General features: G+C 72.6%; 13 protein-coding genes. 7 read left to right on the plus strand and 6 right to left on the minus strand.

The window, feature by feature from the left end; all coding sequences use genetic code 11:
* The first annotated feature begins 360 nt into the window (after nucleotides 1-360).
* Together ACWDVW_RS18415 and ACWDVW_RS18420 are read left to right on the plus strand one after the other, a co-directional pair.
* Nucleotides 361-1,182: an HAD family hydrolase gene (locus ACWDVW_RS18415; protein ID WP_449950185.1), complete on the plus strand. Its 822-nt coding sequence runs from the start codon at nucleotides 361-363 to the stop codon at nucleotides 1,180-1,182.
* On the plus strand, nucleotides 1,182-1,994 hold the full coding sequence (locus ACWDVW_RS18420; protein WP_449950187.1) for an HAD family hydrolase: 813 nt from the start codon (nucleotides 1,182-1,184) through the stop codon (nucleotides 1,992-1,994). Before ACWDVW_RS18415 ends, ACWDVW_RS18420 begins: the two co-directional genes overlap by 1 nt.
* Before the next feature lie 45 nt (nucleotides 1,995-2,039).
* Here ACWDVW_RS18420 and ACWDVW_RS18425 read toward each other — a convergent pair whose 3' ends face one another.
* Nucleotides 2,040-2,648, minus strand: coding sequence for a bacterial proteasome activator family protein (locus tag ACWDVW_RS18425; RefSeq protein ID WP_396743591.1), 609 nt, complete (start codon nucleotides 2,646-2,648; stop codon nucleotides 2,040-2,042).
* A 134-nt stretch (nucleotides 2,649-2,782) separates the two neighbouring features.
* Between ACWDVW_RS18425 and ACWDVW_RS18430 the strand changes: the two genes are divergently transcribed.
* Together ACWDVW_RS18430 and ACWDVW_RS18435 are read left to right on the plus strand one after the other, a co-directional pair.
* Nucleotides 2,783-3,580, plus strand: a complete 798-nt coding sequence (locus tag ACWDVW_RS18430; RefSeq protein ID WP_449950190.1) for an alpha/beta hydrolase family protein — start codon at nucleotides 2,783-2,785, stop codon at nucleotides 3,578-3,580.
* Between the two features lie 79 nt (nucleotides 3,581-3,659).
* Complete coding sequence (locus ACWDVW_RS18435; RefSeq protein ID WP_449950192.1) at nucleotides 3,660-4,865, plus strand: ABC transporter substrate-binding protein; 1,206 nt, start codon at nucleotides 3,660-3,662, stop codon at nucleotides 4,863-4,865.
* Nucleotides 4,866-4,951: 86 nt separating this feature from the next.
* Here ACWDVW_RS18435 and ddaH read toward each other — a convergent pair whose 3' ends face one another.
* Entirely contained in the window at nucleotides 4,952-5,785 is an 834-nt protein-coding gene (gene ddaH / locus ACWDVW_RS18440; protein WP_449950194.1) for a dimethylargininase, read from the minus strand.
* A gap of 59 nt (nucleotides 5,786-5,844) precedes the next feature.
* On the opposite strand from ddaH, the gene ACWDVW_RS18445 reads away from it, so the two are divergent.
* The 3 genes from ACWDVW_RS18445 (at nucleotide 5,845) to ACWDVW_RS18455 (ending at nucleotide 10,238) form a co-directional block, all read left to right on the plus strand.
* Entirely contained in the window at nucleotides 5,845-6,303 is a 459-nt protein-coding gene (locus ACWDVW_RS18445; protein ID WP_350698030.1) for an Lrp/AsnC family transcriptional regulator, read from the plus strand.
* 61 nt (nucleotides 6,304-6,364) lie between these two features.
* Nucleotides 6,365-8,239, plus strand: coding sequence for a beta-propeller domain-containing protein (locus ACWDVW_RS18450; RefSeq protein WP_449950199.1), 1,875 nt, complete (start codon nucleotides 6,365-6,367; stop codon nucleotides 8,237-8,239).
* Nucleotides 8,240-8,318: 79 nt separating this feature from the next.
* Complete coding sequence (locus ACWDVW_RS18455; RefSeq protein WP_449950202.1) at nucleotides 8,319-10,238, plus strand: beta-propeller domain-containing protein; 1,920 nt, start codon at nucleotides 8,319-8,321, stop codon at nucleotides 10,236-10,238.
* A gap of 89 nt (nucleotides 10,239-10,327) precedes the next feature.
* On the opposite strand, the gene ACWDVW_RS18460 is transcribed toward ACWDVW_RS18455, so the two are convergent.
* The 4 genes from ACWDVW_RS18460 to ACWDVW_RS18475 all read right to left on the minus strand — a co-directional run.
* On the minus strand, nucleotides 10,328-11,410 hold the full coding sequence (locus tag ACWDVW_RS18460; RefSeq protein ID WP_449950205.1) for a T3SS (YopN, CesT) and YbjN peptide-binding chaperone 1: 1,083 nt from the start codon (nucleotides 11,408-11,410) through the stop codon (nucleotides 10,328-10,330).
* 90 nt (nucleotides 11,411-11,500) lie between these two features.
* Entirely contained in the window at nucleotides 11,501-11,758 is a 258-nt protein-coding gene (locus tag ACWDVW_RS18465; protein WP_396743609.1) for a DUF6457 domain-containing protein, read from the minus strand.
* Nucleotides 11,755-12,414 carry a molybdenum cofactor guanylyltransferase gene (mobA, locus tag ACWDVW_RS18470; protein WP_449950208.1) on the minus strand — a complete coding sequence of 220 codons (660 nt, stop codon included), beginning with the start codon at nucleotides 12,412-12,414 and terminating at the stop codon, nucleotides 11,755-11,757. Before mobA ends, ACWDVW_RS18465 begins: the two co-directional genes overlap by 4 nt.
* Nucleotides 12,411-12,703 (minus strand): hypothetical protein (locus ACWDVW_RS18475; protein WP_449950211.1); only part of this gene is annotated, 293 nt, incomplete at its 5' end. The genes ACWDVW_RS18475 and mobA, both read right to left, overlap by 4 nt.

Genomic DNA, 12,703 nt, shown 5'->3' on the forward strand with positions numbered 1-12,703 from the left:
GTCCCCTGCTAACGCCTGGTGTATAGGAAGGGTCCCTTCCTAACATCCCAGCGCCGCGCGCCGAGCCGCGCGCCGTGCCGTGCGCCGAGCCGTGCGCCGTGCGCCGTGCCGTGCGCCGTGCGCCGTGCCGCGCGCCGTGCGCCGTGCCGCGCGTCGGATGAGCGGCGAGCCGAGCGCCGGCAGTGCGGCGGGGGCCTGGCCGAACGTCATCTTCGGTGCGCCGTCCGTTGGCATCCGATTCGCCGGGAAGCCATGGTTGCGACCGGTTTCCCGAGGTACGGTTGCTGCCCGCCGTCACGCCGGGTCGCCTACCGGCAACCAGTACGGCTGGCCGCGACGGCGGCGGGCGAAGGAGGAACCATGACCCGCCCGGGCCTGCCCAAGCTGATCGCCACCGACCTGGACGGGACGCTCGTCCGCAGCGACGACACCGTCTCGGCGTACACCCACGAGGTCCTCGACCGGGTGCGTGCCGCCGGCATCCCGGTGGTCGGCGCCACCGGGCGCGGCCCCCGGCTGACCGAGCTGACCCGCAACGACATCCGTGCCGCGGACTTCCTGGTGCTGGCCGGTGGCGGCCGGGTGGTGGACCAGAGCGACCCGGCCGGGCCGGTGGTGCTGCGCGACGAGCGCCTCGGGAGCGAGGTGCTGGCCGGCCTGCTGGCCGATCTGGAGGTCGCGGTCGGCCCCCTGACGGTCATGGTCGAGGCCTCCGACGAGCACGACGCCCCGCTCTGGGGCGACTACCACCCGGCCTGGCCCTACCAGGACCGGTTCGAGGTCCGCACCCGGGACGAGTGCCTCGCCGGTGACGTGATCAAGGCGTTCGCGCGTACCGCCGACCACCACGTCGACGAGTTGCTGGCGGTCGCTCGGGAGATCGTGCCGCCGCACCTGGCCACGGTCACCCAGGCCGGGCTCGGCTTCGTCGAGATCTGCCCGCCCGGGGTGGACAAGGCCTCCGGCCTCACCGTGGTCGCGCAGTCCCTCGGCGTGGATCCGGCCGAGGTGCTGGTCTTCGGCGACATGCCGAACGACCTGCCGATGTTCGAGTGGGCCGGGTGGGCCCGGGTCGCCGTCGCCAACGCGCATCCGAGCGTGCGGGCCGCCGCCGATGACATCACTCTGCGTAACGACGACGACGGGGTGGCGGTCTACCTCGACCGGCTACTGTCCAGGTGATGGACGCGACACCCGGCCTGATCGCCACCGACATCGACGGCACGCTGCTCCGCGACGACCGCACGCTCAGTGCGCACACCGCCGCGGTACTGGCGCGGATCTCCGCCCAGGGCACGCCGGTCGTGCTGGTCACCGGCCGTCCGATCCGCTGGCTCCAGCTCGTGTACGACCAGCTCGCCGAACCTCTGCCGGCGGTCTGCGCCAACGGCGCGGTGGTCTACGACCCGGTCGACGACCAGGTGCTGCGCGCCGATCCGCTGGCTCCGGAGCTGCTCGCCGAGGTGGCCCAGCGCCTGCGGGCGGAGGTGCCGGACGTGAGCCTCGCGGTGGAGATCGTGGACAGCCGGGAGATGCGGCACGAGGCGCACTATCCGGTGCGCTGGGAGGCCGGTGACGCGGCCATCCGGGTCGTGGACAAACCGGAGGAGTTGCTGTCGATGCCGGCGGTGAAGCTGCTGGTCCGGGCCGGCGACCAGGATCCGGACCGGTTCACCGAGCTGATCTCGGCCGCGTTGGCGGGGCTGGCGGAGGCCACCCACTCGTCGAACTCCGGGCTGGTGGAGATCTCGGCAGCCGGGGTGACGAAGGCGGCCGGGCTGGCCTGGTACTGCCACCGGATCGGCGTCGACCCGGCCGACGTGCTGGCCTTCGGCGACATGCCGAACGACGTACCGATGCTGACCTGGGCCGGGCGGGCGGTGGCGGTGGCCAACGCGCACCCCACCGTGCTGGCGATCGCCGACGACGTCACCTCGACGAACTCCACCGACGGCGTGGCCGCGTACCTGGAGAAGGTCTTCGGGGCCGACTGAGCGCGATGCGGCGTGCGACCCGGCGGGGTCGCACGCCGCGTGCTGTCAGAGGTACTGACCGGTGCTGTGTCCTTCGCCACCGCCCGGCTGGCCCATGCCCGGCATCCCAGGCAGCACGGCCCCGCCGCCGGGACCGCTGGGCAGCGCCTGCCGGCCGGAACGCATCTGTTCGAGCTGCACCCGGGCGGCCATCTGCTGGGCCACCAGAGCGGCCTGGATGCCGTGGAACAGCCCTTCCAGCCAGCCGACGAGCTGGGCGTGGGCGATCCGCAACTCGCCCTCGCTGGGCGCCTGGTCCTCGGCGAACGGCAGCGAGAGCCGTTCGAGTTCCTCGCGCAGCTCGGGGGCCAGCCCCTCCTTGAGCTCGACGATCGAGCGCTCGTGGATCTCCCGCATCCGGTGCCGGCTGGCGTCGTCGAGCGGAGCCGCCTTGACCTCCTCCAGGAGCTGCTTGATCATGCTGCCGATCCGCATCACCTTGGCCGGCTGCTCGACCAGGCGCGTCGGGTCCTCGCCGGGGCCGTCGTCGGTCTGCACGGTGCCGACCGGCCGGCCGTCCGGCCCGACCACCACCACCGTGCCGGAGTGCCCGGCCCCGTCCAGGCCAGGCTCGTCGTTCTGTCCAGCTGAGTGTGCTTCGGTCATGGCACCCATCTTTACCCAGTGGCCGCCGTCCCCGCCCGTCGGCCCGGCGCACCGGTCACCGTGTGTTCCGCCCGTCCGCCGACCTGGTCACCGTGCGTCGCACCCGACGCCGGATGCGGCGCGTTCCGCGCTACGGTCGGCCGATGACCTCCGACCCGCGAGCCGTGCTGACCCGGCCCGCTCCCGCCCCGGACGTCACCGTCGCCTACGGCGGGCACCCCGACCAGGTCGCCGACCTGCGCCGGCCGTCCGGCACCGGGCCGCCCCGACGGCTGGTGGTCGTGGTGCACGGGGGCTTCTGGCGCCACGAGTACGACCGGCGGCACACCGACTCGATGGCCGCCGCGCTTGCCGTGCTCGGCCACCCGGTGGCGCAGGTGGAGTACCGGCGTACCGGGCAACCCGGTGGCGGATGGCCCGGTACGCCGGAGGACGTGCTGGCCGCGGTGACCGCGCTGCCCCGGCTGGCGGACGAGGCGCTGCCCGGTCTGGTGACGCCGACGCCAGCGGTCCTGGTCGGTCATTCCGCCGGTGGCCACCTCGCCCTGCACGCGGCGCGACACGTGCCGGAGGCGGTGGCCGGGGTGCTCGCTCTCGCGCCGGTCGCCGACCTCGCCGAGGCGTACCGGCTCGACCTGGACGGGGGTGCGGTGGCGGCGCTGCTCGGAGGTGGTCCGGGGGACGTACCCGACCGTTACGCGGCTACCGACCCGCGATCCGTGGTACCGCTCCCGACACGCACCGTAGTGATGCACGGCACTCTCGACGAACAGGTTCCGGTCGCCATGAGCAGGGCTTACGTGGCCGCAAACCAGGCAGCAGGGGCCGATATGCGCCTTGTAGAGCTTTCGGGATGTGAGCATTTCGGGCTCATCGACCCCGAGGCGGCGGTCTGGCCCAAGGTAACCAGCGCGTTGCGGTCTCTTGGCGAAGATCATTAATCATTGACGCAGCGTCGCGAAGCAGGTAGAACGCCGATGGGGCGCACCCGCCTAGGCAACGCGTGTTGAAGGGAACCCGGTGTCGCAGATGAACCGCAGGCGAGCACTACAGTTGCTGGCCGCGCTCGGAACAGGGAGCCTCGTCGCCGCGTGTGGCACGAACGGCGACGAGGGGACCACCACCGTCACCGGCGGCAGTCCGATCAAAATCGGTCTGATCGCGCCGCAGGCCGGCCCGAACAAGGCCATCGGCGACGAACTCACCAACGGCTTCCAGCTCTACCTCGACCTGAACGACCGGAGTCTCGGCGGCCACCCCGTCAATCTGGTCTCGGCCGACGAGGGAGACACCGTGAAGTCCGGCCAGGCCGCCGTGAGCAGCCTGCTCGAACAGAACGTGCTCGCGATGACCGGCGTCGCCAGCTCCGCCGTCATGTTCGGCATCCGGGACGCGGTCGAGCAGGCCCGGGTACCGCTGATCGGCTCCAACGCCTCGCCACCGAGCCTGCAGAGCGTCGTCTACATCTGGCGTACGTCGTACGTGCTGGACGAGGCGGGCCGGGCGCTCGGCCGCTACCTCAAGGACGAGCTGGGTACGGCCGACCGGGTGGCCATCATCCTGCCCGAGGGCGGTGGCGGTGGCGAGGACGTGCTGCGCGGCTTCCGCCAGGAGTTCGGCGAGTCCGACCCGAGGATCTCCGACCCGGTGATCTGGACCACGGGCAACCCGAACCCCGGCAAGACGGCCTACGTCAGCGACATCAGCCAGGCGTTGAACCGCAGCCCGTCGACGGTCTTCTGCTTCTACTCCGGAGCTGCGGCAGTGGAGTTCGTCATGCAGTTGCGCGACGCCGGGTTCCGGGGCCGGATCTACGCGCCCGGGTTCCTCACCGAGGGCACGGTGCTGGAGAGCATCCGGCCGGCCAACGACGCGCTCGGCATCCGGACCGCACTGAACTACTCCGCCGACCTGAACAACGCGGCGAACCGTCGCTTCGCGTCGGCGTACCGCAAGAAGCACAACGCCTCGCCCACCACGTACGCGATGGCCTCCTACGACGCGGCCAAGGTACTCGACCAGGCGATCCGCCTCGCCGGTGAGTCGCCGACGGCGCAGGAGGTGAACCTGGCGCTCGGCCGGATCGGGCAGATCGACAGCCCGCGCGGCGCGTGGCAGTTCAACCAGCCGCGTACCCCGCAGCAGAAGTGGTATCTGCGCGAGGTGCAGCGCGACGGTCAACTGCTGTCCAACGTGCTGGTCAACGAGCTGGCCACGCTCGGCTGAGTCTCGACACGGTGCCCAGGGCCGGACCGGTGCGACGGCCGGCCCTGGAGCGGTCGAGCGAGACGTCGCTCAGGGCGAGCGTCGGATCAGGGCCGCAGCTCGGCGACGCAGCACTTCACGCTGCCACCGCCCTTCTTGAGTTCGGCCAGTTCCACCGGCACCGGCGTGTAGCCAGCCGCCTTGAGTCGGCCGGTGAGCCGGGTCGCCTCGCTGTTGAGCACCACGTTGGCGCCGTCGCTGACCAGGTTCAGCCCGAACGACAGCGCGTCGTCGTCGTCCGCCACCACCGCGTCGGGGAAGAGTTGGGCGAGCACCCGCTGGCTGGCGGCGGAGAAGGCGCCCGGGTAGTAGACGACGTTGCCGTCGTCGATCGAGGCGAGCGCCACGTCCAGGTGATAGAAGCGCGGGTCGACCAGGTGCAACGACACCACCGGACGACCGAGCGCCTCCTGTGCCTCGGCGTGCGCGGGCAGCTCGGTGCGGAAGCCGTACCCGGCCAGGACCAGGCCGCCGTGCGCCTCCGGCAGGTACGCGAAGTCACCCTCGCCCTCGTTGGTCTCGTTCGGCGCGATGAACCGCCAGCCCTGCGACTCGTAGAACGCCCGGTGCGCGGCGGCCTCGGCGGCCCGCTGCGGGTGCTTGAACCGCGCCCCGTAGGCCGTGCCGTCCACCGTGAACGCGCCGTTGGCGGCGTAGACCATGTCGGGCAGGCCCGCCTCGGGAGCCAGCAGGTGCACCTCGTGGCCGAGGCCCACCAGGGTCTCCCGCAGGCGGTCCCACTGCTTGACCGCCAGTTCCGGGTCGACCGAGGCGGTCACGTCCATCCACGGGTTGATCGCGTACTCGACCGCGAAATGCTCGGGCGAGCACATGAGATATGTCCGCTTTCGCGGTACTCGCTGCTGGTTCACGGTGACCAAGGGTAGGTAGGCTGCAACTTTAGTAACAGCCGCAAACATTGCTTCTCAGGAGCAGAACATTGCAGATCGACGCCGTCGACCAACGAATCATTGCGCTACTCGTCGCGGACGCCCGCGCGTCGTACGCGGACATCGGCACCCGGGTGTCACTCTCCGCTCCGGCGGTCAAGCGACGGGTCGACCGGCTGCGGTCGGCCGGGGTGATTCGCGGATTCACTGCCATCGTCGACCCGGCCGCCGTCGGGTGGACCACCGAGGCGTTCGTCGAGCTGTTCTGCGCCGGTCGCACCACCCCGGCCCAACTCGGTGCGGCGGTACGCCGTCACCCCGAGGTCGTCGGGGCGTACACGGTCTCCGGCGAGGCCGACGCGCTCGTCCATCTGCGGGCCGCCGACATCGCCCACCTCGAAGAGGCGCTGGAACGACTGCGGGCCGAGTCGTTCGTCACCTCCAGCCGCAGCACCATCGTGCTCTCCCGGCTGGTGGAGTCCCCCGGCGTCGGACCCTCCACGAGCTGAACCAGACAGGAAATCCGCAACGGGACGCAACCAGACACGCCCCGAACACGTCTAAGGCGCCATGCCACGGGGATTGTCCGCCGGCGTTGCCGGCACGCTCGTCACCGTCCTGTTCACAGTCGCCGGATGCACCGATCCGCCGACCTCCCGCCCCGACGCCGCCGGACGACCGGTGCCCGGGCCCGGCCTGGTCGCGTACGACTCCTGCGACAGCGCCCTGGCCGGGCTCCGGGCCGCCGCTGCCGCCCAGGTCGGCCCGGACGGCTTCCCGCAGGACAGCGAGTACGCGGAGGAGGGCCCGAACTTCACCGCGGGCGACTGGAGTTCCGGGCCGTTGAGGAGCGACCAGCCTGCCGCGTCCGTGACCCGCCCCGACCGGGACACCGACGAGCCGAACCTGACCAAGACCGACGGCCGGCGGATCGTCACGCTCACCAAGGGCCTGCTGCGGGTCTTCGACCCGGCGGGCCGCCGCGAGACCGGGCGGCTCGACTTCGGTGAACGGCGCGGCCAGGCACACCTGCACGGATCCGAGCTGGTGCTGCGCGGTGACCGCGCTCTGGTGCTGAGTTCCTGGAACGCCGACGGACGCCGGACCGAAGGCGACCCGCTGTCCACCAGCGGCCTGCCACTCGGCGGCACTGCCCAGGTGACGCTGGTCGACCTCTCCGGTCCGCCCCGGGTGCTCGGCGTCCATCGCCTGCAGGGCAACCTGGTCGACAGTCGGCTCACCGGCGACACCGCCCGCGTCGTGGTGCGCACCCGGGCCCGCTTCGGACCGGGATCCGGCGACGGTAGCGACGAGTCCCGACGGGAGACGGTCCGGAAGACCGTCGAGCAGGCCGACATCGACCACTGGCTGCCCCGGTTCGAGTGGCACGACGGCGACGAATGGCACCGTGGACGGGTCGACTGCGACCGGCTCAGCGGCACCGACCGGACCACCGGCGCCGCGACGGTGACCGTGCTCAGCTTCGACCTGACCCGCGACCGGCTCGGTGACGGCGATCCGGTGAGCATCGCCGCGAACGCCCACCTCGTCCACGCCACCGGCACCGACCTCTATCTGGCCGACGTGCGATACCAGCCGGAGGACCGGCAGACCGACGTCTACCAGTTCGACGTGGACGGGCCGGGTCGGCCCCGTTTCCTCGCCTCCGGCACCGTGCCCGGCTGGCCGGCGAGTCCGCACGCCCTGTCGGTCCGGCAGGGACACCTGCTGGTGACCACCGGAGCCACCACAGGGGACACCTCGGCCGCCGAATCGGCCGTACGGGTCCTGCGCCGGGCGGACACCGCCATGGTGGAGACCGGCGCGGTCAGCGGTATCGGCCGGTCGCGGGAACCGGGCCTGCTGCACTACGCCGACGACCGCGCGTTCCTGGTCACCCGGACGGGCCGCTACCGGAAGCAGGACGAACAGGTACACGTCGTCGACCTGAGTGACCCCGGCCGTCCCCGGCTCCTCGGCGACGCGAGCATCGCCGGTCACGGCGGATACGTGCAATCGCTGCCCGGTGGGCGGCTGCTCGTCGCCGGGCAGGAAGAGGCCAGCCGGGGGCGGTTCAAGGGCCCGCAACTCGCCCTGCTCGACCTCGGCGAGCCGGGCCGCCCGGACCGGTCGGCCCAGTGGCGGACCCCCGACCTGTCCCAGGACCACTTCGACGGCACGGTCGTCCTGCACGAGCCGGAGACCGGCCTGGCCGCGCTCCCCGTCGGCCAGGAGCTACGCCTGTTGCGGGTGAGCGGCGACGCCAGCACCGAGCTCGGCACGGTCGCCCATCCGGACGACGACGGCGAGTCGGGCCGGTTCTCCGAGACGCGGATCCTCCGCGCGATACTCGTCGACGGGGTGCTCTGGACCGTTTCGTTCACCGGGGCGCAGGCGTCCGACCCGGCCACCGGGAAGCGTCTCGCCTGGCTGCCGTCCACATAGCTCACCGGCCCACCTCCGGTTCCCCGACCGATGCCAGCGGTCGGGGAACCGGAGCGCCGGACGCCGCGTCGAACCGCGCATGACACGGGGAACCAAGGCCACCGCAGCCGGCGGCACGCTGATCGCGCTGGCGCTGCTCGCCGGCAGCATGTCGGCGCCACCGGTCGTGACACTGCCCATCGGCACCGACGGGCCGCGAATGGTGCCGGTCGGCCTGGTCTCCTTCGACTCCTGCGCGGACGCCCTCACCGAGCTGCGCGCGGCGGCCACCGCCTCGGTCGGCCCGTACGGCTTCGGTGGCGGCTGGCGTACGTTCAGCGACCGGGCCGCCCTCGGGGCCGGCGACGTGGCGAAGGGTGCCGAGACCCTTTCCGCGCCGACGGGAGCCGCGCCGGAGCACTCGACGACCAACAACCACGAAGTCGGCGTCGACGAGCCGGACATGGTCAAGACCGACGGACGGCGGATCGTCACGACCACCGGCGGCGTCCTGCGGGTGGTCGACCCGGCCAGCCGGCGGATCACCGGCGAACTCGACCTCACCGACGGCCACGAGCGCCTGCGCTGGACGGAGCAGCGACTGCTGCTGCTCGGTGACCGGGCACTGGTCCTGACCGAGGCCACCCGCGCGACGACCACCGGCGTCGCGAGCCGGATCGGGGGCCCGTACGGTGACGCCCGGCTGGTCCTGGTCGACCTCTCCGGTGCACCCCGGGTGCTCGGGACGTACCGCGTCCAGGGCCGCACCATCGACGCCCGGCTGGCCGGCACGACCGCCCGGGTGGTGGTGAACTCGGCACCCCGCCTGGAGTTCCCGCTCGAGCGCACCGGCAGCGACCGGGAGCGGACCGCCCGCAACCGTGCCGTCATCGCGCGGGCGGGCATCGAGGCGTGGCTGCCCGAGTACGAGTGGACGGCGGGCGCCGAACGGCACACCGGGCGGATCGGCTGCGACCGGCTGAGCCGCCCGGAACGGATGACCGGCACGTCGACGCTGACCGTGCTCAGCTTCGACCTGGCCACCGACCGTCTCGGCGACGGCGACCCGGTCGGCGTGGTCGCCGACGCGAGCACCGTCTACGGCACCGCGACCAGTCTCTACCTCGCCGGTCGCCGTCCGATGGTCGAGCCGGCCCGCTCGCGTCCGGCGGCGGACGACGAGGTCACCGAGATCCACCAGTTCGACACCGCAGCCCCGGGGCCTCCCCGCTTCGTCGCCTCGGGCACCGTGCCCGGTTGGCTGATCAACCAGTACGCGCTGTCGGAGTGGAACGGGCACCTGCGGGTGGCCACCACCACCGGTGACGTCTGGGGCGGCAGGGCAGAGGGCCGGACCTCCGAGTCCGCGGTGCGGGTGCTGCGCCGCGAGGGCGGATCACTGGTGCCCGCCGGAATGGTCGGCGGGCTCGGCCGGGGTGAACGGATCTACTCGGTGCGCTACCTCGGCCCGGTGGCGTACGTGGTGACCTTCCGACAGACCGACCCGCTCTACTCGCTCGACCTGACCGACCCCGGCGCGCCCCGGGTCACCGGCGAACTCAAGATCACCGGGTACTCGGGTTACCTGCACCCGCTGCCCGAGGGCCGGTTGCTCGGGGTCGGCCAGGAGGCCGACACGCGGGGTCGGACCCAGGGCGTACAGGTGTCCCTCTTCGACGTACGCGATCCGGGCCGCCCGTACCGGCTGGACCAGTGGCATCTGCCCCGTGGATGGTCCGGTGCCGAGTACGACCCGCACGCCTTCCTGTACCGGCCGGACAGCGGTCTGGTGGCCCTGCCGGTGGACGCCGGCATCCGGCTGCTGCGCGTCGGCGGCGACAGCATCCGCGAGATCGGCGAGGTGACCCACCCGGCGACGGACCGCGAGAGCCGACGGATGTGGTCCCCGGTACGCCGGTCGCTGGTGATCGGTGACGTGCTCTGGACCGTCTCCGACACCGGCCTGCGCGCCACCGACCCGACCACCGCACGCAGCGTCGGCTGGATCGCGACGACCTGAACCTTCCTCCCACGCGGGTGGGGCCCGGTTTCTCGGGGTTTCCGGGTCCCACCCGCCCTTACCGCCCGCCGACTCGGAACGGCCGACGGTCAGAGGTACATGCCGGTGCGGTGCTCACCCCGTCCCGGCTTGTCCCCCTCACCGAAGAAGCGCTTGCCGCCGAACTCGCCGTGCAGGCGGTCGTCCAACTCGTCCGCCAGGCCGGTCATCACCTGCACGGCCAGCATCAGATGGGTGGGTTGGAAGTTCCGGCCGAAGACCGGGATCGAGGCCCACACGGTGTCGTCGGCACAATAGAGCCGACCGATCGGCATCCGGTTGGTCAGCTCGGAGAGCTTGACGTACAACCGCTCGGTGGGCTCGACCTCGGTGAGGACCGGGGAGAAGACGTCGACCAGCGGCGGATTGTCCCGGACCCGGACGAAGACCATCGCCGAGCCCGCGCGGATGTTGATGTCGCCGTCGGAGTCGACCTGGACCCGGTCCGAGTCCGACTTGAGCATGGTCGAGACGACCGTGCGTACCCGCTCGGCCAGGTCCAGCACCTCGGTCTCCGGGCTGTCCCCACCGGCGGCGGCCAGCGCCTCCTCCAGCTCGGTGCCGATCTCCCGCACCAGGCCGAACTCGCTGCGCGCGGTACCCAGCGGGGCACCCGCAAGCGGCTCACCCTCGGCGTCCTCGATCTGATAGACCAGGAACGCGGGATGCGGCGCACCATAGATGTCCCGCAGCGTACGGGAGAGCACCGCCGCCAGCCGGGTGGCCTCGTCGACCCCGCAGTGCAGGCCGAACTGGTCACCGGAGCCCTCCACCACGCCCGGTGGCGACCAGCCCAGCGCGACCATGTCGGCGACGGCCGCGCGGTCCAGCCGGTACCCCTGCGGCAGGGTGGCGTTGCCGACCGCGCGCGCGTTGAGTCGGCCGTCCGTGCCGACGTCGGCCCCGACGGAGTAGATCGCGTCGTCCGTGCCCGAGGCGGTCGGGTCGAGCGTCAGCTCCACGCGCGCCCCCGCCGGCAGGTCGACCAGCCGGTCGGCCAGCGCCCTCGCGAACTCCCGCCACGCCTGGGTCACCTTCGCCCGCAGGTCGGCCGTGGTCGGCTCGTCGAGCAGGATCGACTCGTGGTGATGCGCCGGCGTGCCGGGCGGCGCCGAGGGGTGGTCTGCCGTCATGATCGCCTCCGTCCGTTCCGGTCACCCTACCCAGCCGCCGTATCGGTCGGCGCGGCCCGGACCGTGATCGGACAGCCCCCTCGGTCGCGGTCAGTCGGCCGGTCGGCCGCCGCCCAACTCCACCGGCCAGGTGCCGGCCAGGTCGGCGAGCCGGGCCGCCGCCGCGACCGGATCGGCCCCGCGCCCCACGGCCAGCCCGAGCAGGTACGCGGTGACCGGTGCACCCGGACGCACCACCTGGTGGGCCACGTCCCGGGCCAGGTCGAGCACGGTCGGCACCGGCACCTGGGCAGGTTCCAGCCCCAGTTCCGCGCAGACCGCCGTGACCCAGTCGTCCAGCACCGTCATCGCGCCCACTCCTCCGCCCGGCGTACGTCACCGTCAGTGTCGCAGTCGAACCACGGCGGTGGGCCGCCACCGGACCACGTCACCTCGCGCACGGTGAGCCCGGCGAGCAGCTCCCGCAGCGGCGCTCCGGAGTGCCGTCCAGCGAGCCGGTCCAGCGCCGCACGCAGGGCGTCGGTACGCCACACCCCGCACAACGTCTGCCGCCGTCCCGAGGCGTCCACGAAACACACCCCGTCCACCTGCGGCAGCACGTCCAGCGGTGTGCCCGGTGGGGCGTTCGATGGCATGCCCGGTGGGGCGTTCGGTGGCGTGCCCGGTGGAGTGTCCAACTGGCGCAGCAGGTCACCGACGGCGGGCCGCGTCAACAGCGGCAGGTCGGCAGCGAGCAGCGCGACGACCGGTACCCCCGGTTCGAGCAGGGCCAGTCCGGCTGCGGTGGCGGCGACCGGCCCGCCACCGGGCGGCGACTCCCGGGCCGGGAGCACCCCCGCCGGGGCCGGCCCGGGACCGACCAGGATACGGGGCATCGCGTCGGCGACGGCCGCGAGCACCCGCTCGCGCATCGGTACGCCGCCGACGGGCAGCGCCGGCTTGTCCCGCCCACCCATCCGGCGCGCCGCCCCACCCGCGAGCACGATCGCCGCGTACGCCGTCACCGGATCACGGTAACCCGCACGGCTCGGCCCTCTCCGGCGCTGCCGCCCGCCAGAGGTCGCCGGGCGGGGTAGCCGGGCGGGGTAGCTGGGCGGGGTAGCCGGGCGGGGTAGCCGGGCGGGGTGGCCGTTTCCGGCGCTGCCACCGGCCAGCCGGGCGGCCGGGCGGCCAGGCGGCCGGGCGGCCAGGCGGCCAGCTCGGATACCCGTACATCGATCGCGCCGGGATCGTCCGTCAAGCTGAGGAACCGCTCCACCCGGGAACGGACCTCGGTCCGGACCTTCATGAACG

The sequence above is a fragment of the Micromonospora sp. NPDC003241 genome (genome assembly GCF_053589795.1).